The organism is Dactylosporangium sp. NPDC000244 (genome assembly GCF_040300725.1).
Lineage (GTDB): Bacteria > Actinomycetota > Actinomycetes > Mycobacteriales > Micromonosporaceae > Dactylosporangium.
The window spans coordinates 121,271-141,701 of sequence record NZ_JBEPEH010000032.1 but is presented as its reverse complement, the minus strand read 5'-3'; the positions used below and the strand labels follow the sequence as shown (position 1 = coordinate 141,701).

General features: G+C 68.2%; 18 protein-coding genes, 3 tRNA genes and 1 pseudogene. All 22 read right to left on the bottom strand.

Annotation, left to right across the window (positions count from 1 at the left end; translation table 11 throughout):
- Positions 1 to 19: 19 nt before the first annotated feature.
- Complete coding sequence (gene rpsG / locus ABT369_RS38515) at positions 20 to 490, bottom strand: 30S ribosomal protein S7 (protein ID WP_350619901.1); 471 nt, start codon at positions 488 to 490, stop codon at positions 20 to 22.
- A 1-nt stretch (position 491) separates the two neighbouring features.
- A complete protein-coding gene (gene rpsL / locus ABT369_RS38510; protein WP_033357671.1) occupies positions 492 to 866 on the bottom strand; it encodes a 30S ribosomal protein S12 in 375 nt (124 codons plus the stop codon).
- 336 nt (positions 867 to 1,202) lie between these two features.
- Positions 1,203 to 1,700 carry a hypothetical protein gene (locus ABT369_RS38505; protein ID WP_350619898.1) on the bottom strand — a complete coding sequence of 166 codons (498 nt, stop codon included), beginning with the start codon at positions 1,698 to 1,700 and terminating at the stop codon, positions 1,203 to 1,205.
- Positions 1,701 to 2,036: a hypothetical protein gene (locus ABT369_RS38500; protein WP_350619895.1), complete on the bottom strand. Its 336-nt coding sequence runs from the start codon at positions 2,034 to 2,036 to the stop codon at positions 1,701 to 1,703.
- Between the two features lie 100 nt (positions 2,037 to 2,136).
- Entirely contained in the window at positions 2,137 to 6,024 is a 3,888-nt protein-coding gene (locus tag ABT369_RS38495) for a DNA-directed RNA polymerase subunit beta' (protein WP_350619892.1), read from the bottom strand.
- Positions 6,025 to 6,130: 106 nt separating this feature from the next.
- Complete coding sequence (gene rpoB / locus ABT369_RS38490; RefSeq protein ID WP_350619890.1) at positions 6,131 to 9,556, bottom strand: DNA-directed RNA polymerase subunit beta; 3,426 nt, start codon at positions 9,554 to 9,556, stop codon at positions 6,131 to 6,133.
- 527 nt (positions 9,557 to 10,083) lie between these two features.
- Entirely contained in the window at positions 10,084 to 10,464 is a 381-nt protein-coding gene (rplL, locus tag ABT369_RS38485) for a 50S ribosomal protein L7/L12 (protein WP_350619888.1), read from the bottom strand.
- A gap of 45 nt (positions 10,465 to 10,509) precedes the next feature.
- Positions 10,510 to 11,058, bottom strand: a complete 549-nt coding sequence (gene rplJ / locus ABT369_RS38480; protein ID WP_350619886.1) for a 50S ribosomal protein L10 — start codon at positions 11,056 to 11,058, stop codon at positions 10,510 to 10,512.
- Positions 11,059 to 11,301: 243 nt separating this feature from the next.
- On the bottom strand, positions 11,302 to 11,991 hold the full coding sequence (locus tag ABT369_RS38475) for a hypothetical protein (RefSeq protein ID WP_350619884.1): 690 nt from the start codon (positions 11,989 to 11,991) through the stop codon (positions 11,302 to 11,304).
- Positions 11,988 to 12,716 carry an ATP-binding cassette domain-containing protein gene (locus ABT369_RS38470; protein WP_350619882.1) on the bottom strand — a complete coding sequence of 243 codons (729 nt, stop codon included), beginning with the start codon at positions 12,714 to 12,716 and terminating at the stop codon, positions 11,988 to 11,990. The genes ABT369_RS38475 and ABT369_RS38470 overlap by 4 nt, the downstream gene beginning before the upstream one ends.
- Positions 12,717 to 12,777: 61 nt before the next feature.
- Positions 12,778 to 13,509 carry a 50S ribosomal protein L1 gene (gene rplA, locus ABT369_RS38465; protein WP_350619879.1) on the bottom strand — a complete coding sequence of 244 codons (732 nt, stop codon included), beginning with the start codon at positions 13,507 to 13,509 and terminating at the stop codon, positions 12,778 to 12,780.
- An 83-nt stretch (positions 13,510 to 13,592) separates the two neighbouring features.
- Entirely contained in the window at positions 13,593 to 14,024 is a 432-nt protein-coding gene (gene rplK, locus ABT369_RS38460; RefSeq protein ID WP_350619877.1) for a 50S ribosomal protein L11, read from the bottom strand.
- Between the two features lie 164 nt (positions 14,025 to 14,188).
- Positions 14,189 to 14,788 (bottom strand): annotated as a pseudogene (gene nusG, locus ABT369_RS38455) (transcription termination/antitermination protein NusG); the annotation flags it as partial.
- A 192-nt stretch (positions 14,789 to 14,980) separates the two neighbouring features.
- Positions 14,981 to 15,454 carry a preprotein translocase subunit SecE gene (gene secE / locus ABT369_RS38450; protein ID WP_350619875.1) on the bottom strand — a complete coding sequence of 158 codons (474 nt, stop codon included), beginning with the start codon at positions 15,452 to 15,454 and terminating at the stop codon, positions 14,981 to 14,983.
- 210 nt (positions 15,455 to 15,664) lie between these two features.
- Positions 15,665 to 15,737: transfer RNA gene (locus tag ABT369_RS38445), tRNA-Trp, on the bottom strand.
- A gap of 106 nt (positions 15,738 to 15,843) precedes the next feature.
- Positions 15,844 to 16,257 (bottom strand): MaoC family dehydratase, encoded by a 414-nt coding sequence (locus ABT369_RS38440; RefSeq protein ID WP_350619872.1) that lies wholly within the window; start codon positions 16,255 to 16,257, stop codon positions 15,844 to 15,846.
- 3 nt (positions 16,258 to 16,260) lie between these two features.
- Positions 16,261 to 16,707, bottom strand: a complete 447-nt coding sequence (locus ABT369_RS38435) for an FAS1-like dehydratase domain-containing protein (RefSeq protein WP_350619870.1) — start codon at positions 16,705 to 16,707, stop codon at positions 16,261 to 16,263.
- A 136-nt stretch (positions 16,708 to 16,843) separates the two neighbouring features.
- Entirely contained in the window at positions 16,844 to 17,011 is a 168-nt protein-coding gene (gene rpmG / locus ABT369_RS38430; RefSeq protein ID WP_350619868.1) for a 50S ribosomal protein L33, read from the bottom strand.
- 111 nt (positions 17,012 to 17,122) lie between these two features.
- A tRNA-Met gene (locus ABT369_RS38425) sits at positions 17,123 to 17,195 on the bottom strand.
- Between the two features lie 32 nt (positions 17,196 to 17,227).
- Positions 17,228 to 17,300: transfer RNA gene (locus ABT369_RS38420), tRNA-Thr, on the bottom strand.
- Positions 17,301 to 17,505: 205 nt separating this feature from the next.
- Complete coding sequence (locus ABT369_RS38415; RefSeq protein WP_350619866.1) at positions 17,506 to 20,043, bottom strand: putative bifunctional diguanylate cyclase/phosphodiesterase; 2,538 nt, start codon at positions 20,041 to 20,043, stop codon at positions 17,506 to 17,508.
- 67 nt (positions 20,044 to 20,110) lie between these two features.
- Positions 20,111 to 20,323 carry a hypothetical protein gene (locus ABT369_RS38410; protein ID WP_350619863.1) on the bottom strand — a complete coding sequence of 71 codons (213 nt, stop codon included), beginning with the start codon at positions 20,321 to 20,323 and terminating at the stop codon, positions 20,111 to 20,113.
- Positions 20,324 to 20,431: the final 108 nt, after the last annotated feature.

The window sequence follows — 20,431 nt, the reverse complement described above, 5'->3', positions numbered from 1 at the left end:
GATGCTGGGGAAGCGTCGCTTACCAGCGGTAGTGCGCGAAGGCCTTGTTGGACTCCGCCATCTTGTGGGTGTCCTCGCGGCGCTTCACCGAAGCACCGAGACCGTTGCTGGCATCGAGCAGCTCGTTCATCAGCCGCTCGGTCATGGTCTTCTCGCGACGGGCGCGGGAGTACGTGACCAGCCAGCGCAGGCCCAGCGTGGTGGCGCGGACCGGCTTGACCTCGACCGGAACCTGGTAGGTCGCGCCACCGACACGGCGGCTGCGGACCTCGAGGGTCGGCTTCACGTTGTCCATGGCGCGCTTGAGCGTCACCACGGGGTCGGTACCGGTCTTCTCGCGAGCACCCTCGAGCGCGCTGTACACGATGCGCTCGGCGAGCTGACGCTTGCCCTCGACCAGGATCTTGTTGATCAGCTGGGTCACGAGCAGGGAGTTGTAGACCGGGTCCGCCACGAGCGGCCGGCGCGGCGCGGGGCCTTTACGCGGCATGTCAGCTCTTCTCCTTCTTCGCGCCGTAACGGCTGCGAGCCTGCTTGCGGTTGCGGACGCCCTGGGTGTCCAGCGAACCACGGATGATCTTGTACCGGACGCCGGGGAGGTCCTTCACACGACCGCCACGGACCAGCACGATCGAGTGCTCCTGAAGGTTGTGACCGACACCGGGGATGTAGGCCGTCACCTCGATGCCGTTGCTCAGCCGCACACGGGCCACCTTGCGCAGCGCCGAGTTGGGCTTCTTCGGCGTGGTCGTGTACACACGCGTGCAGACGCCCCGCCGCTGCGGGCTTCCCTTGAGCGCCGGCGTCTTCGTCTTGCTCAGCTTCGCCTGGCGGCCCTTGCGGACCAGCTGCTGGATCGTAGGCACTGGGCCTGCCTCTCCCTTCGGCCTCGCGGCCGCAACGTCTTCTCTATCTGTCTGCCCGGCGTAGACCGGCACCCGCGGTCGGGCGTGTCGCCAGTTCCGCGGACCCGGCCCGTTTGATCCCAGCCCGGGGTTGTGGTCCGCACCCACTCTCACTCCCGCGGAGCGGGCGATGTGGGCGCACGCACGAGTTGCCCAGCAATGCCGGGCACGAGGGGAAAGAGTACCCACCGTAAGGACGCTGGTCAAAATCGCCCGGCACGCCCGCCGACGGAACACTCTTCACGCTAAGAGTACCTGGTCGCAGATCGAAGCGTCCGGGGGGCCCGTTTTCCCCGCTCAGCTGAGCAGGAAGGTGAGCATTATGACGAACATCGCCAGGCCGCCGCCCGTGCAGCCGAGCACGATGCCGGTGATGGCCATGCCGCGCCCGCTCACCGCGGCGCCGGCGGCGGCGGCCTTGCGGATCTGACGGGTGCCGGCGAGGCCCAGGCCGGCCGCACCGGCGCCGAGAAAGATACCCAGGACGGTGAACGCGCCCGCGGCGGCGAGCCCCCAGCCCTCGGACGCGCCGGTGGCGCCGAGGCAGAGCGCGAACAGCGCGACCAGGATCGAGGCGATGCCCGCGACCAGGGAGCCGATGGACGGACCGCTCGGTGTGGTCGGCGCGGCCGGGTAGGCGACGCCGAACGGGGTGCCCTGGATGACGTCGACGCGCATGGCGGGCGTCAGCGCGGGCGACGGCGGGGCCGGGGGCGGCGCGTAGCCCGGCGGCGGGCCATAGGCCTGCGGCGGGCCGTAGACGGGCTGCTGCGGCTGATACGGCGGGTAGGACATCTAGTTCACCGTCGAGTCGAAATCGGTGCCGCGCTGCCGCGCGTAGTGCAGCAGGCCGACGATCGCCAGCACGACGAGGCCGGCGATGGCGAGCACGATCCCGGTCCAGGCCAGCCGCACGCCGTTGCGCAGCCGCCGGGCGCCGAGCAGGAAGCCCTCGGCGGCGACCAGTTCCTTGTGCGACTCGCGGGCCATGAGCAGCGCGAGCGTCGCCGGAATCACCCCACCGAGGAACGGGCCCGTGACGACGGACAGCAGGCCCAGCCCGAACACGGCGGTGGCCTTGGTCGCTCGAACGGGATCCGGATCCAGCGGATGCCGGGTGGATGACGTCACCAGACGACTCTATCCGGTGAACGACGAAGGGGCGGAGACCCCTGAAGGTCCCCGCCCCTGCGCTTGTTCAGATCGCTTTGCTCGGCCTAGCGGAAGGAGCCTAGCGGAAGGAGCCCAGGTCGAAGTCGTCCAGCGGGACGGCCTGACCACTCGCGGGCCCGAAGCCGTAGTCGGCCTCCGGGTAGCCCGTCATCGAGTAGACCTTCGCCTTCGCCTCCTCGGTCGGCTCGACCCGGATGCTGCGGTACTTGCTGATGCCCGTACCGGCCGGGATGAGCTTACCGATGATGACGTTCTCCTTCAGACCGATCAGCGAGTCGCTGCGCGCGTGGATCGCGGCATCGGTCAGCACCCGGGTCGTCTCCTGGAACGAGGCCGCGGACAGCCACGACTCCGTCGCCAGCGACGCCTTGGTGATACCCATGAGCACCGGACGACCCGCGGCCGGCTCACCGCCCTCGGCGACGACGCGGCGGTTCTCCGCCTCGAACATCGCGCGGTCGACGAGCACGCCCGGCAGGAACTCGGTCGAGCCGGAGTCGATGACCGTCACCCGCTTGAGCATCTGGCGAATGATGATCTCGATGTGCTTGTCGTGGATGAGCACACCCTGCGAGCGGTACACCTCCTGGACCTCGGACGTCAGGTGCACCTGCACCGCCCGGGGACCCATGATGCGCAGCAGCTCGTGCGGGTCGATCGTGCCCTCGGTCAGCTTCTCGCCGACCTCGACGTGCTCGCCGTCCTGGATCCGCAGCTTGACGCGGCGGCTGAGCTTGTCGTGGACGATCTCGTCGCTGCCGTCGTCCGGCACGATGATGATCTTCCGCATCCGCTCGCCGTCCTCGATGCGCACGCGGCCGGGGGTGTCGGCGATGGGCGCCTTACCCTTCGGCACGCGGGCCTCGAAGATCTCCGTGACACGCGGCAGACCCTGGGTGATGTCCTCACCCGCGACACCACCGGTGTGGAAGGTACGCATCGTCAGCTGCGTGCCCGGCTCACCGATGGACTGGGCGGCGATGATGCCGACCGCCTCGCCGACGTCGACCGTCTTGCCCGTGGGCAGCGACCGGCCGTAGCAGGCGCCGCAGACGCCCAGCTTCGACTCGCAGGTGAGCACGCTGCGGACGCGGACGTTCTCGGTGCCGGCCGCGACCAGCAGGTCCACGACCATCGAGTTGATGTCCGTGCCCCGCTCGGCGACCATGCGGCCGTCCTTGTCCCGCACGTCGTCGGCGAGGGTGCGCGCGTGCACACCGGTCTCCGCGTGCTGGTGGATGCGCAGCACACCGTCGGCCAGCTCGCCGACCGCCATCGGGATGGCGCGGTCGGTGCCGCAGTCCTCCTCGCGGATGATGACGTCCTGCGAGACGTCGACCAGACGACGGGTCAGGTAACCCGAGTCGGCGGTCCGCAGCGCGGTGTCGGCCAGACCCTTGCGGGCACCGTGCGTGGAGATGAAGTACTCCAGCACGGACAGACCCTCCCGGTAGCTGGCCTTGATCGGCCGCGGGATGATCTCGCCCTTCGGGTTGGCCACCAGGCCACGGATCGCGGCGATCTGGCGGAGCTGGAGGAGGTTACCGCGGGCACCCGAGTTGATCATCTTCCACAGCGGGTTCTCGCGCGGCAGCGCGCTCTCCATCTCCTTGGCCACCTCGCCGGTCGCCTTGGTCCAGATCTCGATGAGCTCGCCGCGGCGCTCCTCGGCGGTCATGAGACCACGCTGGTACTGCTTGTCGATCCGCTCGGCCTCCTTCTCGTAGCGCTCGAGAATCTCGCGCTTACGAGGCGGCTGGATGACGTCCTCCATGCCGATGGTGACGCCGGACCAGGTGGCCCAGTGGAAGCCGGCCAGCTTCAGCGCGTCCAGGGCCGCCGCGAGGGAGACCTTGGGGAAGCGCTCGGCGAGGTCGTTGACGATCGCCGACAGCTGACCCTTGCGGATCTCGTAGTTCACGAAGCGGTACCCGACGGGGAGCGCCTCGTTGAACAGCACGCGCCCGAGCGTGGTCTCGATCGTGACCGTCTCGCCCGGCTGCCAGCCCTCCGGCGCCTCCCACGGCTCGGCACCGGCGCCGTTGTCGACCCCGATGAGCTCCTTGAGCCGGATCCTGACGGGCGCCTGCAGGTGCAGCTCGCCGTTGTCGAACGCCATCCGCGCCTCGGCGTCGGAGCTGAACGTGCGCCCCTCGCCGAGCAGGTTCTTCTGGATGTGCGTGAGGTGGTACAGGCCGATGACCATGTCCTGGGTAGGCATGGTGACCGGCTTGCCGTCGGCCGGCTTGAGGATGTTGTTGCTGGACAGCATGAGGATGCGGGCCTCGGCCTGCGCCTCCGCGGACAGCGGCACGTGCACGGCCATCTGGTCGCCGTCGAAGTCGGCGTTGAAGGCGGTGCAGACGAGCGGGTGGATCTGGATCGCCTTGCCCTCGACCAGCTGCGGCTCGAAGGCCTGGATGCCCAGACGGTGCAGGGTCGGCGCGCGGTTGAGCAGCACCGGGTGCTCCGCGATGACCTCCTCCAGCACGTCCCACACGACCGGGCGCTGACGCTCGACCATGCGCTTGGCCGACTTGATGTTCTGCGCGTGGTTGAGGTCCACCAGGCGCTTCATCACGAACGGCTTGAACAGCTCCAGGGCCATCTGCTTCGGCAGGCCGCACTGGTGCAGCTTGAGCTGCGGGCCGACGACGATGACCGAACGGCCGGAGTAGTCGACGCGCTTGCCGAGCAGGTTCTGCCGGAACCGGCCCTGCTTGCCCTTGAGCATGTCGGACAGCGACTTCAGCGGCCGGTTGCCCGGGCCGGTGACCGGACGACCGCGGCGGCCGTTGTCGAACAGCGCGTCGACGGCCTCCTGCAGCATCCGCTTCTCGTTGTTGACGATGATCTCCGGGGCACCCAGGTCGATCAGGCGCTTGAGCCGGTTGTTGCGGTTGATGACCCGGCGGTACAGGTCGTTGAGGTCGCTGGTGGCGAAGCGGCCACCGTCGAGCTGCACCATCGGGCGCAGGTCCGGCGGGATGACCGGGACGCAGTCCAGCACCATGCCCAGCGGCGAGTTCGCGGTGTTGAGGAACGCGGCGACGACCTTGAGGCGCTTGAGCGCCCGGATCTTGCGCTGGCCCTTGCCGCTGCGAATGGTCTCGCGCAGCAGCTCGGCCTCGTCCTCGAGGTCCAGGTTCTCGAGCAGGGCCTTGATCGCCTCGGCGCCCATGGAGCCGTTGAAGTACTCACCGAACCGGTCGCGCAGCTCGCGGTAGAGCAGCTCATCGGTGATGAGGTTCTTGCGCTCCAGCTTGCGGAACGTGTCCATGACCTCGTCGAGGCGGTCGATCTCGCGCTGCGCGCGGTCACGGATCTGCCGCATCTCGCGCTCGCCGGCCTCCTTGACCTTGCGGCGCACGTCGGCCTTCGCACCCTCGGCCTCGAGCTCGGCCAGGTCCTGCTCCAGCTTGGCGGCCCGCTTCTCGATCTCGGAGTCGCGCGCGTTCTCCGCCTGCCGCTTCTCGGCCGACACCTCGTTCTCGAGGGTGGCGAGGTCGCGGTGGCGAGCCTCCTTGTCGACGCTGGTGATCACGTACGACGCGAAGTAGATGATCTTCTCGAGGTCCTTCGGCGCCAGGTCGAGCAGGTAGCCGAGGCGGCTGGGCACACCCTTGAAGTACCAGATGTGCGTGACCGGCGCGGCGAGCTCGATGTGGCCCATGCGCTCACGGCGGACCTTCGCCCGGGTCACCTCGACGCCGCAGCGCTCGCAGATGATGCCCTTGAAGCGGACCCGCTTGTACTTACCGCAGTAGCACTCCCAGTCCCGGGTCGGACCGAAGATCTTCTCGCAGAAGAGCCCGTCCTTTTCCGGCTTCAGGGTGCGGTAGTTGATGGTCTCAGGCTTCTTGACCTCGCCGTGCGACCACTGGCGGATGTCGTCGGCCGTGGCCAGGCCGATGCGGAGCTCGTCGAAGTAGTTGACGTCGAGCACTTCGTCTATGTCCTCACGATTCAGTTGCTCGGGTAATTGCTAGGTCGCGTGCCGGTCCTCAACGGGCCGGCGAGGCGGCGCCCCCGCAGGAGCGCCGCCCGCGATATCAGACTTCCTCGACGCTGCTCGGCTCGCGCCGCGAGAGGTCGATGCCCAACTCCTCGGCCGCGCGGAACACCTCGTCGTCCGTCTCGCGCATCTCGAGGGCCACGCCGTCGCTGGAGAGCACCTCGACGTTCAGGCACAGCGACTGCAGCTCCTTGAGGAGCACCTTGAAGGACTCCGGGATGCCCGGTTCCGGGATGTTCTCGCCCTTGACGATCGCCTCGTAGACCTTGACGCGTCCGAGGACGTCGTCGGACTTGATCGTCAGCAGCTCCTGCAGCGCGTAGGCCGCGCCGTAGGCCTGCATCGCCCAGCACTCCATCTCACCGAAGCGCTGGCCACCGAACTGCGCCTTACCACCCAGCGGCTGCTGCGTGATCATGGAGTAGGGGCCGGTGGAGCGAGCGTGGATCTTGTCGTCGACCAGGTGGTTGAGCTTCAGGATGTAGATGTAGCCAACCGCGATCGGGTCCGGGAGCGGCTCGCCGGAGCGGCCGTCGAACAGCCGCGCCTTGCCACTGGCCCCGATGAGCTGGTTGCCGTCCCGGTTGGGCAGCGTGCTGCTCAGCAGGCCGGCGATCTCCTCCTCCTTGGCGCCGTCGAAGACCGGGGTCGCCACGTTGGTGTCCGGCTCGGACTCCCCCGCGTTGATGGCCTTCAGGGCGCGCTGCCACTCGTGCTCGTCGCCGTCGATCTTCCAGCCGGTCTTGGCCACCCACCCGAGGTGGGTCTCCAGCACCTGGCCGATGTTCATACGGCTCGGCACGCCGAGCGGGTTGAGCACGATGTCGACCGGGGTCCCGTCCTCGAGGAACGGCATGTCCTCGACGGGCAGGATCTTGGAGATGACACCCTTGTTGCCGTGGCGGCCGGCGAGCTTGTCGCCGTCCTGGATCTTCCGCTTCTGGGCCACGTAGACGCGCACCAGCTCGTTCACGCCCGGGGACAGCTCGTCGCCGTCCTCGCGGCTGAACGTCCGCACGCCGATGACCGTGCCGGTCTCGCCGTGCGGCACCTTGAGGCTGGTGTCGCGGACCTCGCGGGCCTTCTCACCGAAGATCGCGCGCAGCAGCCGCTCCTCGGGGGTCAGCTCGGTCTCGCCCTTGGGCGTGACCTTGCCGACGAGGATGTCGCCGGTGACGACCTCGGCGCCGATCCGGATGATCCCCCGCTCGTCGAGGTCGGCGAGCATCTCCTCGCTGACGTTCGGGATGTCGCGGGTGATCTCCTCCGGCCCCAGCTTGGTGTCGCGCGCGTCGACCTCGTGCTCCTCGATGTGGATCGAGGTGAGGACGTCGTTCTGCACCAGCTTCTGGGACAGGATGATCGCGTCTTCGTAGTTGTGGCCCTCCCAGGGCATGAACGCCACGAGCAGGTTTCGCCCGAGCGCCATCTCGCCCTCGTCGGTGCACGGACCGTCGGCGATGACCTGCCCCGCCTCGACCCGCTGGCCCTCGAAGATCACGGGCTTCTGGTTGACGCAGGAGCCCGAGTTGGAGCGGCGGAACTTGTGCAGCAGGTAGGTGCGGCGGTGGCCGTCGTCCTGGTGGACCGTGACGTAGTCGGCGCACATGTCCTCAACGACCCCGCCGACCTCGGCCACGACCACGTCGCCGGCGTCGACGGCGGCACGGTACTCCATGCCGGTGCCGACCAGCGGCGACTCCGCCTTGACCAGCGGCACGGCCTGGCGCTGCATGTTCGCGCCCATCAGTGCCCGGTTGGCGTCGTCGTGCTCGAGGAACGGGATCATCGCGGTCGCGACCGAGGTCATCTGCCGCGGCGAGACGTCCATGTAGTCGACCTGGTCGGCGGGGACGTTGTCGACCTCGCCGCCCTTCCGGCGAACCAGGATGCGGTCCTCGGCGAAGTTGCCGTCGCTCTTCAGCGGAGCGTTGGCCTGCGCCTTGACGAACCGGTCCTCCTCGTCCGCGGTCAGGTAGTCGATCTGGTCGGTCACCTTGCCGTCGACGACCTTGCGGTAGGGCGTCTCGACGAAGCCGAACGGGTTGACCCGCGCGAACGTCGAGAGCGCGCCGATGAGACCGATGTTGGGACCCTCAGGAGTCTCGATCGGGCACATGCGGCCGTAGTGCGACGGGTGCACGTCACGGACCTCGAAGCCGGCCCGCTCACGGGACAGACCACCCGGGCCGAGCGCGCTCAGCCGGCGCCGGTGGGTCAGGCCCGCCAGCGGGTTGGTCTGGTCCATGAACTGCGACAGCTGGGAGGTGCCGAAGAACTCCTTGATCGCCGCCACGACGGGGCGGATGTTGATCAGGGTCTGCGGCGTGATCGCCTCGACGTCCTGGGTCGTCATCCGCTCGCGGACGACGCGCTCCATCCGGGACAGGCCCACGCGGACCTGGTTCTGGATGAGCTCGCCGACCGTGCGCAGGCGACGGTTGCCGAAGTGGTCGATGTCGTCGGCCTCGTAGCCCTCTTCGCCCGTGTGCAGGCGGCAGAGGTACTCGACCGTGGCGACGATGTCCTCTTCGGTCAGGACGCCCTGGTTGATCGGCAGGCCCAGCTCGAGCTTCTTGTTGAACTTGTATCGGCCAACCTTGGCGACGTCGTACCGCTTCGGGTTGAAGAACAGGTTGTCGAGGAGGTTCTGCGCGTTCTCCCGCGTCGGCGGCTCACCCGGCCGCAGCTTGCGGTAGATGTCCAGCAGCGCCTCATCCTGACCGGCGATGTGGTCCTTCTCGAGCGTGGTCATCATGAGCTCGGACCAGCCGAACTTCTCACGGATACGCTCGGCGGACCAGCCGATGGCCTTGAGCAGGACGGAGACCGCCTGCCGACGCTTGCGGTCGATGCGGACACCGACGGTGTCGCGCTTGTCGATGTCGAACTCAAGCCAGGCACCCCGGCTCGGGATGACCTTGACGCTGGTGAGGTCGCGGTCGGAGGTCTTGTCCGGCTGCTTGTCGAAGTACACGCCCGGGGAGCGGACGAGCTGGCTCACCACGACGCGCTCGGTGCCGTTGATGATGAAGGTGCCCTTGGGCGTCATCATCGGGAAGTCACCCATGAACACCGTCTGGCTCTTGATCTCGCCAGTGGTGTGGTTGGTGAACTCCGCGGTCACGAACAGCGGGGCGCAGTAGGTGAGGTCCTTCTCCTTGCACTCCTCGATCGGGGCCTTGACCTCGTCGAAGCGGGGCGCGGAGAACGACAGTGACATCGTGCCGGAGAAGTCCTCAATAGGACTGATCTCATCGAGGATCTCCGCGAGCCCGGAACGGGCGTGCTGATCACCGGCCGAGCGGCTCTGCCAATTCTCGTTGCCAACCAGCCAGTCGAACGAGTCGGTTTGGATGGCAAGGAGGTTGGGAACCTCTAGGTGTTCGGTGATCCTGCCGAAGGAGACCCGGCGGGGAGCGTAAGCGCTCGAACTGGTCTTCGCAGGGCGGGAAGCTGCCAAGATGCGTCCTTCCGAGGACCGGTGTTGCAGACAGGCCGTTTCGCGTGCAGCCTGACGACCCCCGATGTGGAGGAGCCCATGAAGGGACACCTCACGCCGAAGGTGAAGTCAGAAGACAGCGCAAACTAGCAGTGTAGCCGAGAGGCTCACCGCTGTCCAGCGGCATCGTGCACGATGTTTCCAACGACCTTTTGCGAAGATCGTTTCTCCACCGGCCGGGCCGCTCGCGACGGTAGTGGCCTGCGGTTCCCTGTTGATGCGCGCTGAACCGGACCCAAGAAGGATCGGGGCACATCTAGTCGGTCCGCCCGGCCCACCGCGTCCGCGGAAGGCAGTGCCTGATTAGCGTGCCTGGCCGCCGGTCACCGCGTCAAGGGTTCCCACGCGCGTCGGGGCTTCGTGACAGATATCTCGCACCCCGACCACTAAGTGTTGTGGTCGGCCCCCTAGATCTTGGGGTCCTTACAAGTTGCTGACAAAAAAGACGGCCGCCGGAGTCCGGCGGCCGTCCTTGGATCCACGCTGAGTTACTTGAGGGTAACCTTGGCGCCCTCGGCCTCGAGCTTCGCCTTGGCCTTGTCGGCGCTCTCCTTGTTGGCCTTCTCGAGGACGGCCTTCGGCGCGGCCTCGACGAGGTCCTTGGCTTCCTTGAGGCCCAGGCCGGTCAGCTCGCGCACGACCTTGATGACCTGGATCTTCTTGCCACCGTCACCCTCGAGGATGACGTCGAACTCGGTCTTCTCCTCGACCTCGGGGGCCGCGGCGGCCGGGCCGGCGGCGGCAACGGCGACCGGGGCGGCCGCGGTGACCTCGAAGACCTCTTCGAACTGCTTCACGAACTCGGAGAGCTCGATCAGCGTCATCTCCTTGAACGCGTCGAGGAGTTCGTCGGTGCTCAGCTTCGCCATGGTGGCGTTTCCTCTCAAAAGTTTGGGTATCGGGGCGGGCCGGACTTATTCGGCCTCGCCACCGGCTTCCTGCGCGCGCTTGTCCACCAGAGCCTGGGCGGTGCGGGCCGCCTTCGACAGCGGAGCCTGGAACAGCGCCGCCGCCTTGCTCAGGTTGCCCTTCATGGCGCCGGCCAGCTTCGCCAGCAGCACCTCACGGGACTCCAGGTCGGCCAGGCGACGGACCTCGTCCGCGCTGATGGCCTTGCCCTCGAAGACACCACCCTTGATGACGAGCATCGGGTTGGTCTTCGCGAACTCGCGGAGGCTCTTGGCCGCCTCCACCGGGTCGCCGCCGACGAAGGCGAGCGCGGTAGGACCGGAGAACAAATCGTCGAGCCCGCTGATGCCCGCGTCCGTCGCGGCACGCTTCGCGAGCGTGTTCTTCGCGACGGCGTACGTGGTCTCGCGGCCCAGGCTGCGGCGCAGGGTCTTGAGCTGCGCCACGGTGAGGCCGCGGTACTCGGTCAGCACGGTGGCCGAGGAGCCCCGGAACTGCTCGGTGAGCTCCGCGACTGCCGTGGCCTTGTCGTCTCGAACCGGCTTGTCCGCCATGTCCCTCCTCTCTCGTTGCTTCGGTGCCAGTCAATTGGCCCCAGCAATGAAAAACGCCCCGGGCGCAGGGGGCGCTCGGAGCGGAGGACGGCACTTTGCGGCGCCGGCATTCACACCATGTTCGCGTCCCTGCGCGGGTCGCCCGCATTGCGGCGGGGCCTTCGATGTCCGCTCACGCGGACATGACCAGCGGTCTTCGGGTTTGCGTTACCAAAGTACGCGACGGTTCGACGTTTTTCCAAATCAGGCGCGGTCGAGCCGCAGGCGGCCGTACACGACGGTGAAAACCAGCGTCCAGACCAGCCCCCACGCGGTGGCCAGGAGGATCGCGGGGAGGTGGGCGGCGCCGAGGGTGTCGCGGGCGACCGTCATCACCGGCGGGGCGAGCCAGGGCGCCGGGAAGCTCTTGAGGCCGAAGACGATCGTGAACACGATGCCGGCCACGAGCACGGTCAGCCCGCGCGCCGCCTGCAGGGTCACCGCGCGGCTGGCCAGCGCGCCGAGCGCCACGGCCGGCAGCAGGAGCAGCAGGTGCGCCCAGAGGCCGAGCGCGATGCCGGTGGCCAGCGACGGGTCGCCGGGACCCGGCGTGGTCACGCCGTTGACGACCCACGGCAGGACCATCGCGATGAGGATCAGGGGCAGCCCGGCGACCAGGGCGGCGGCCAGCCCGGCGGCGATCTCCCGCACGGCGCCGCCGGCCGCGACCCGGCCGAGGCGGCGCTGCACGTCCGGCTCGACGTCGAGCAGCACCTTGGTCTGCCAGGCGAGCACCACGAACAGCACGGCCGCGGAGACGCCGTAGGCCTCGCCGGCCTGGGCCTGGCCGCCACCATAGAGGATCGAGAGCACCACGAGCGCGGCGAGCAGAGGCGCGGCGGCGCGGCCGGTCTGGACGAACCCGGTCAGCCGCATGCGGATCAGGGCGGTCATGACAGGGGCACCTCATCGCGTACCGCCACCACGTCGAAACCGGCCGAGCGCAACCGCGAGACCGCTTCTCCCGCCTCCGACGCGTCGACCGCCAGCTCGATCACCGTCTTGCGCGCCGGCCGGTCGCCGGCGTGCACCTCACCGTCGCGGACGTGCCAGCGGCGCGCGCCGGGCAGCCTTGCGACCTCCCCCAGGTGGTCGCTTACCAGCACGGACCCGCCGCGCCCGACGACCTCGGCGACGATCGCGGGCACCTGCTCGCGGGTCTGCGCGTCGAGGCCCTCCCAGGGCTCGTCGAGCACCAGCAGCCCGGGCGGGCACAGGAGCGCCTGGACCAGGCCGACCTTCTGCGCCGAGCCCTTCGAGAGCCGATTGAGCCGGACGTCGAGAAAGTGCTCGAAGTTCAGCCGGCGCGCCCACCGCTCGACGTCCTCGGTGGCGTCCAGGCCGCGAATGGCCGCCATGTGCCGCAGATGGGCGCGAGCCGTGAAGGGCTGATCCGCCGGGAAGCGCTCGGGCACCCAGCCGACGACCGGGGGCCGCTGCGTGACCAGGCCGCGCCCCGGCCGCAGTACGCCGGCCGCCAGCTGCAGCAGCGTGGACTTCCCCGACCCGTTCGGGCCGGCCACGATCGCGGTCTCCCCCGGCTCGAGGGTCAGGTCGACCCCGCGCAGCGTCCAGGGTGCACGGCGGCTGTATCGAAACCACACGTCCTGCAAACGCACCGGGACAGCGTGCCACAGGCACGCTGTCCCGGATGTTCCCGCTTGACTGGGAGTCTGCTGACTACTCCGCGGCGGTGATGACGCTGTCGTCCTCGAGGAGGTTGCGCATCTTGTTCGGGTCGACCGGGATGCCCGGGCCCATGGTGGTGGTGAGGAAGATCTTCCGCAGGTACTTGCCCTTGGCCGCCGAGGGCTTCGCCCGGTTGACCTCCTCGAGCACGGCCGCGTAGTTCTCCACGAGCTGCTGCTCGCTGAAGCTCGCCTTGCCGATGATGAGGTGCAGGTTCGAGTGCTTGTCCACCCGGTAGGTGATCTTGCCACCCTTGATCTCGTTGACCGCCTTGGTGACGTCCATGGTCACCGTGCCCGTCTTCGGGTTCGGCATCAGGCCGCGCGGGCCCAGGATCCGCGCGATCCGGCCGATCTTGGCCATCTGGTCGGGCGTGGCGATCGCCGCGTCGAAGTCCAGCCAGCCCTCCTGAATGCGGGCGACCAGCTCGTCGGTGCCCACCGCGTCGGCGCCGGCGGCCTCGGCCTCGGCGGCCTTCGCGCCCTGCGCGAAGACGATGACGCGGGCGGTCTTGCCGGTGCCGTGCGGCAGGTTGACCGTGCCCCGGACCATCTGGTCGGCCTTGCGCGGGTCGACGCCCAGGCGCATGGCCACCTCGACGGTGGGGTCGAACTTCACGGTCGTCGTCTGCTTCGCGAGCTTGACGGCGGCCATCGGGCTGTAGAGCGCGTTGCGGTCGACGAGGTCGACGACCTTGCGGTAGTTCTTGCCGTGCTGCGACATGTCGCTGAGTTCTCCTGTGGTCTCAGTGCGGACGCCCTCGGGCGCCCTCCCACTTCTGCCGATCGGTGCTGCGGGGCGGTGCGTCAGTCCTTGACGACGATGCCCATGGAGCGGGCAGTGCCGGCGATGATCCGCTCGGCCATCTCGATGTCGTTCGCGTTCAGGTCGGCCATCTTCTTCTCGGCGACCTCGCGGAGCTGCGCCTTGGTGATCGAGCCGACCTTGTCCTTCTGCGGGACGCCGGAGCCCTTGGGCACGCCGGCGGCCTTGAGCAGCAGGCGCGCGGCCGGCGGCGTCTTGAGGATGAAGGTGAACGTGCGGTCCTCGTAGACGCTGATCTGCGCCGGGATGATGTCACCGCGCATGGACTCCGTCTGGGCGTTGTACGCCTTGACGAACTCCATGATGTTCACGCCGTGCTGACCGAGGGCGGGACCGACCGGCGGTGCCGGGGTGGCCTGGCCGCCCGGCAACTGAAGCGTGAAGGTCTTGACGAGCTTCTTCTTCGGAGGCATGGCTGCTTTCGTCTTCCTGGGCTGGAATTCGGTTTCGTGCTGTTCTCGAGTTCGCCTTACCGGCGGTCTCTACGCACGACTGAGCGCCCGGCAACTGAGGCCGGACGCTCAAGCGTACCGCAGGCGAATTCGATCTTTGACCTGGCCTCGGGCCGGGTCGCGACTCAGATCTTCGTGACCTGGTTGAAGTTGAGCTCGACCGGGGTCTCGCGACCGAAGATCGAGACCAGCACCTTGAGCTTCTGCTGGTCGGCGTTGATCTCGCTGATGGTCGCCTGGAGCGAGGCGAAGGCGCCGTCGGTGACGGTGACGGAGTCGCCGACCTCGAAGTCGAGGACCTTGACCTCGGCCTTGCCGCCGGCCTTCTTCCCGCCCTCCTGCTGCACGGCGGGGGCGAGCCACTTGAGCACCTCGTCGAGCGACAGCGGAGCCGGGCGGTCGGCCCGGTCCGTCGCGCCGACGAAGCCCGTGACGCCCGGCGTGTTGCGCACGCAGGAGTACGACTCCGGGGTCAGCTCCATCCGGACGAGGATGTAGCCGGGAAAGACCTTGTTCTGCACCTGGGTGCGCTTGCCGTTCTTGATCTCGACCTCTTCACGAGTCGGGACCTCGACCTGGTAGATGAACTCTTCCATGTCGAGGCTCGTGATGCGGGTCTCGAGATTCGTCTTGACCTTGTTCTCGTAGCCGGCGTAGGAGTGCACGACGTACCAGTCACCGGGCGCGAAGCGCAGTGCGGCACGCAGCTCGGCGACGGGGTCCTCGGCGTCGGCCGTCACCGGCGGGGTGTCGGCCGTCATCACCGTCGACGTTTCCTCGTGCTGCTCGTCGTCGTCGGTACCGGGCGTCTCGTCGAATTCCTGCACGCTGCTCACTTCCGTCTGTCTGATCTTCGGGTCGCCGTGTGTGCTGGTCCGGCCTTCATCGGCGGTGTGTCACCCGATCGGCCGGCGCCCTTACTGGTCGGCGTTGCCGTTGCCGAAGGACCAGAGGACGAGCTTGGCGAAGCCGAAGTCGAGGCCGCCGACGATGGCCAGCATGATGATCACGAACACCACTACGACGAGGGTGTAGGTGGTCAGCTCTTTGCGGGTCGGCCAGATAACCTTACGCAGCTCGGCGACAACCTCGCGGACGAAGTTGATGAGCCGCACGAAGATGTTGTTCGAGCCGCCCTCTTTGACCTTGACCTTCTTGCCGTCTTTGGTCTTGAGGTCCTTCGACTTGGCGTCCTTGGACTTGTCCTTGGACCGACCGTTCTTGCTCGCGGTCTCCTCGTCGAGGTCATCGTCCTCGTCGATCTCGTCATCGACGTCGAGGCTGTCCAGCTCGTCGGCGAACTCTTCCTCGATGGCGGCGTCCTCGGCGCTGAGCTCCTCTTCACGGCGATCGTCGGCGGGGTTGGTCCCGCGTCGCCTGCGTTCGGCCACTTTCGCCCTCTTCCGTGATCTCGCGAGTGCTCGGTCCGTGTCGGCCGACAGCGAGAACCCGGGCCCTTGGACCCGTCGACCACCGGTTCGGCTCAATTCGCGGGACACCGGCGAGAAGCCGGTGGCACGCGGTCGGACCAACCGTGACCGCTGTGGTCGACGTCCCGGCCTTCCGGCCGGGCGCACCAGACCCAGGTCAGGCCTTCGGCGCAGGGGCGACAGGACTCGAACCTGCAACCTGCGGTTTTGGAGACCGCTGCGCTACCAATTGCGCCACACCCCTTCGCGAGGAAGGCAGCTCCGACGGTCCGGACAGGCCGGTGTCGGGTTGCTCACCCCACGGCGGACCAGTGTACGGGTTGTCGGCGGGATATCCCAACCACCCCCCTCTACCGGTTGTCGTCGTTGTTTCGAACGAGTGCCTTCGCGGCCCCCAGGACCTTGTCCCCCTCGCAGGTCGCGGTCACATCGATCTGCACCAAGCCGTCGTCATGGATCTTCTTGACCACGCCGCTGATGACCACCTCGGCGCCCTTGTCGTCGTCGGGCACGACCACCGGATTCGCGAACCGGGTGGAAAATTCCACGATCGCGGCCGTTCCGCCCACCCAGCACGCCACCGCCTGACCCGCCAGACCCATGGTCAGCATGCCGTGCGCGATGACGCCGGGCAGCCCGACGGCGGTCGCCTGACGGTCGTTCCAGTGGATCGGGTTGAAATCGCCGGACGCGCCCGCGTAGCGCACCAGGGTGGCCCTGGTGACCCGGTAGGTCTGGGCCGGGAACTCGGTGCCTGGCTGCATCGTTCAGCCCTCCCCACGAATCACGAGCCGGGTCCAGATCGTCACGACGGCCTCGCCCTCGACCGTGGCCACCTCGTGCCGCGTGGTCAGGAACGCGTGGCCGGCCCGGCTGCTGATCTCCTCCACCGTCATCACCGTGACGAGGTGGTCGCCGGCCTGGATCGGCCGCTCGTAGCGGAACGTCTGGCCGCCGTGCACCACCCGGCTGTAGTCCATGCCGAACGTGGGGTCGTCGACGAGCTGCTGGCCGGCGTTCTGGCTCAGGATGATGGCGAACGTCGGCGGGGCGATCACGTCGCTGTAGCCCCTCGCGCGCGCCTCGGCGAGGTCGCGGTGCACGGGGTCGGCAGCGAAGACCGCGTCCGCGAACTCGCGGATCTTCTCCCGGCCTACCTCGTAGGGAGGGGTCGGCGGGTACACCCGGCCCAAGAACGACTGATCCAGCGGCATGACCTGAAATTTACCGGTAACACCTAACGGCTCCGGTCGCAGGCCGGTCGTTCCTGCGCCGACTCCCCCGGAACACGATGAAGCCCCGGTCCCCTCGGGGCCGGAGCTTCATCGAAAGATCGTGTTGCGGCAGCGACTAGCGGGTCTCGCGGTGGAGAGTGTGCTTGCCATCGCGCGGGCAGAACTTCTTCAGCTCAATGCGGTCCGGGTCGTTGCGGCGGTTCTTCTTCGTGATGTAGTTCCGCTCTTTGCACTCCGTGCACGCCAGCGTGATCTTCGGACGAACGTCGGTCGCCTTGGCCATGGCGAAGTGCCTTCCTTCAGAACGTTCAGGTGGGGCGGAATCTGATCCAGCGAACCATCATAGCGGCTCACACAGATGGACGCCCAATCGGGCGTCCCAGTGGTGCTTCTGTAGCGGTGGCCGGACTTGAACCGGCGACACAGCGATTATGAGCCGCTTGCTCTGCCATCTGAGCTACACCGCCGCGGCGGACTCGATGTCTCAAGCCCGGTCTCGAGCCCCCTTACGGAATCGAACCGTAGACCTTCTCCTTACCATGGAGACGCTCTGCCGACTGAGCTAAGGGGGCGCATCGCGTACGTTCCCGCATACGCGCTCGCTAAGCGTACACGGCCCCGGGCTGGGCACGAAATCGACTTACCCACTTTCGGCCTTCGCGCAGCTCAGATGCCCTTTTCGGCGCGTCTGGGCGTGTCCCGGCCACTCGCGCGCCGCATTCGAGGGTCGCTGTGCTCCCGCCTTCGCTTTGGGCTGGCCCGTGCTTTCGCTTTGGGCTACGGGACGGCGCGCAGCCAGCGGACCTCGCCCGCCGGGGCCTCGGCCGAGTCCTCCGCGGTCTGGACCTGGAGCCAGGACTCGAAGCGCTCGTAGGGCAGCGGGCGGCTGAACAGGAAGCCCTGGCCCATGTCGCAGCGCATGTCCTCGAGCAGCCCGAGGGTGAGCTCGCTCTCCACGCCCTCGGCGACCACGTCGAGCTCGAAGTTGCGGGCCATGTCCACGATCGTGCGCACGATGGCGAGGTCGCTGGGCGAGGTCGCCATGCCCTGCACGAACGTCCGGTCGATCTTGACCTCCTGCACCGGCAGGCGGCTGAGATCGGCGAACGAGGAGCGTCCGGCGCCGAAGTCGTCGACGGAGAGCCGCACGCCGAGGTCGCGCAGGCGGGTGAGGGTCGACAGGGCGCGGCCGCCGACGAGCAGGCCCTCGTCCTCGGCGATCTCCAGGATCAGCCGGTCCGCGGGCACGCCGTGCTCGTCGAGCAGCTCCGAGATCTGCAGCGGCAGGTCCGAGTCGCCCAGCGTGCGGGCCGAAAGGTTCACGGCGACGACGAGCGGCCGCCCGGCGTCGGCCCACTCGCGGGCGCGGCGAATGCCCTCGCGCAGGACCACGCCGTTGAGCCGCCCGAGCTGGCCGGTGTGCTCGGCCACGGCCACGAAGTCCGGCGGCGCGACCTGGCCGTGCACTGGGTGCTCCCAGCGGGCCAGGCACTCGACGCCGACGAGCCGGCGGTCGGAGAGGGCGACCTTCGGCTGGAAGTACACCTCCAGCTCACCGCCGGCGAGGGCCGTGCGCAGGTCGGCCGCGAGCCCGACCCGCCGCACCGCGCGGGACTGCAGGCCGGCGTTGAAGACCTGCACGATCCCCCGCGACTTCGCGACGTGCGTGGCCACGTGGGCCCGCTGCACCAGCTCCTCAGGGTCCGAGCCGTGCTCGGGATAGATCGAGATCCCGACGTACGTGTCGATGTCGATCGTCAGCGAGTCGATCACCATCGGGTCGCGCAGTCCTTGGCGCAACGTGTCCGCGACGGTCGCGGCCGCGTCGGCGCTGGCGGTGCGCAGCTCGATCGCGAACTCGTCGTCGCCGACCCGGGCCACCAGCGCACCCTGCGGCGCGAGGGCCCGCAGGCGCCGGGCCACCTCGGCGAGCACCTTGTCGCCGGCGGCGTGCCCGAGCGAGTCGTTGACCTGGCGCAGCGCGACGACGTCGAAGAGCAGCACGGCCACGACCTCGCGCGGGCCGCGGCCGGTCATCGCCTCGCCGAGCGCCTCGAGCATCCGGCGGCGGTTGGCCAGGCCGGTGAGCGAGTCGTGGTTGGCGTCGAACTGGAGCCGGTCGACGAGCCGGCTGTTCTCGACCGCGACGCCGGTGTGCGCCGCGAGCGTCTCGATCAGCTGCACATCGTCCTTGCCGAAGGCGGTCCGCTCGCCGAGCCGCCCGGCGACCTCGAGCGTTCCGATTGTGACGCCGCCGGAGAGCAGCGGGACGACGATGATGTCCTTGACCGACGCCTCCTGCAGCGTCGTGCGCAGCTCGGTGTCGCCGACGCGGGGGCCGACCGCGATCGTGCGCCCGCTGCGCATCGCGAGCTCGCGGAAGAGATCAGGCGTCGGGGCAGCGTCGAGCAGTCCCGGGTAGTCGAAGCGCGCGGAGAGCAGCACCTCCTGGTGCCGCCCGTGCTGGGGGAGCCAGAGCGACGCGGAGTCGGCGACGAGCAGCGCCCGGACCCGGCCGAGCAGCACGTCGGGCAGGGTGCCGTCGTGGTTGGTGCTGGCGATGTCGCGGGTCAGCCCGTACATCTCCATGAGGCTCTTGTGCTGGCGCAGGAACCGCGCATAGGCCCGGTTGCCCAGCACCAGCGCGACCGCGATGAAGATCAGCAGCAGGCTCGCCCACGGGTTGGCCTGCAGGGTCAGCAGCATCACGAGGCCGAGCACGATGCCGACGCCCATCACCGCGTGCCCCGGCAGGGCCGTGCGCAGGAACTGCGGCAGGTGCGCGATGCCCTGCACGATCGCCATGACGCCCGAGATGGCCGCGAGGTTGATGATGTTGCTCGCAACGATGGCGAGCGCGAGCACCAGCCAGGTGCGCGGCTCGTTGGGTGCCCCGATGTGCAGCTCGGCGACGACCAGCGTGGCCGCCGCGACGCCCGCGAAGTGGCTGGCGGCGTTGAACGCGACCTTGTGCGGGCCGAGCCTCAGCTTGAACACGTTCCAGCTGAGGCTGGCGATGATCCGGATGACGATCACCAGCACCGGCGACAGGTAGCACAACGCCAGCAGGATCGGGACGTCGTTCATCCCGATCGCCAGCACCTGCCTGCGCACGTCCAGCCGCAACTGCGTGTAGGTCGCCACGATCGCGAACAACAGCAACACGGGCGCGTACTGGATGTTGTGCGTGATCGGATAGGACTGGTCGGAGAGCAGCCCCGGCAGGGCCATCAGGATGCCAAGGAACAGCAGTGGACCGGTGATCAGCCAGGCGTGAGTGTCAGCACGCCTGATCGGCGTCTTCGGTGCGGGCACCAGTTCCCCATTCGCGCACAGCGGTGGTCATGATCGACCGTCGCCGGCTGCGAGGGCGACGGTCCGATCACTCCCAGCTATAGTCCTCGGTGACGAAGATTTGTTCCTGCGCCGGGCTCAGCCGCGCCGCGCCGCCCAAGGTCGTCTGGTGAACACTGAATCGGGCATATGTGGACTCGTCGGCGTGGGCCGCGACAGACGACAGCCCTAACGCCAGCGAGCCGGCCCCGACGGTCACCGCCAACCGCACAATCCACCGGCCTAGCGTCTTTTCGCGCATCTCTTGCTCCCATGCGATCGCTGTGACACGTGGCCCGGTTTGGTTACCCACGATCGTGCCACAAGCCACGTCAGGACCAACAGAGCGCGGGCCAAGATGACGTGGCCG

What these genes read in the sequence shown, in the direction of transcription:
- rpsG (WP_350619901.1), bottom strand. Translation starts at nt 490, where the DNA reads ATGCCGCGTAAAGGCCCCGCGCCGCGCCGGCCGCTCGTGGCGGACCCG.
- ABT369_RS38505 (WP_350619898.1), bottom strand. Translation starts at nt 1,700, where the DNA reads ATGTCCTACCCGCCGTATCAGCCGCAGCAGCCCGTCTACGGCCCGCCG.
- rplL (WP_350619888.1), bottom strand. Translation starts at nt 10,464, where the DNA reads ATGGCGAAGCTGAGCACCGACGAACTCCTCGACGCGTTCAAGGAGATG.
- rplJ (WP_350619886.1), bottom strand. Translation starts at nt 11,058, where the DNA reads ATGGCGGACAAGCCGGTTCGAGACGACAAGGCCACGGCAGTCGCGGAG.
- ABT369_RS38475 (WP_350619884.1), bottom strand. Translation starts at nt 11,991, where the DNA reads ATGACCGCCCTGATCCGCATGCGGCTGACCGGGTTCGTCCAGACCGGC.
- rplA (WP_350619879.1), bottom strand. Translation starts at nt 13,509, where the DNA reads ATGTCGCAGCACGGCAAGAACTACCGCAAGGTCGTCGACCTCGTCGAC.
- rplK (WP_350619877.1), bottom strand. Translation starts at nt 14,024, where the DNA reads ATGCCTCCGAAGAAGAAGCTCGTCAAGACCTTCACGCTTCAGTTGCCG.
- ABT369_RS38440 (WP_350619872.1), bottom strand. Translation starts at nt 16,257, where the DNA reads ATGCAGCCAGGCACCGAGTTCCCGGCCCAGACCTACCGGGTCACCAGG.
- ABT369_RS38435 (WP_350619870.1), bottom strand. Translation starts at nt 16,707, where the DNA reads ATGCCGCTGGATCAGTCGTTCTTGGGCCGGGTGTACCCGCCGACCCCT.
- rpmG (WP_350619868.1), bottom strand. Translation starts at nt 17,011, where the DNA reads ATGGCCAAGGCGACCGACGTTCGTCCGAAGATCACGCTGGCGTGCACG.
- ABT369_RS38410 (WP_350619863.1), bottom strand. Translation starts at nt 20,323, where the DNA reads ATGCGCGAAAAGACGCTAGGCCGGTGGATTGTGCGGTTGGCGGTGACC.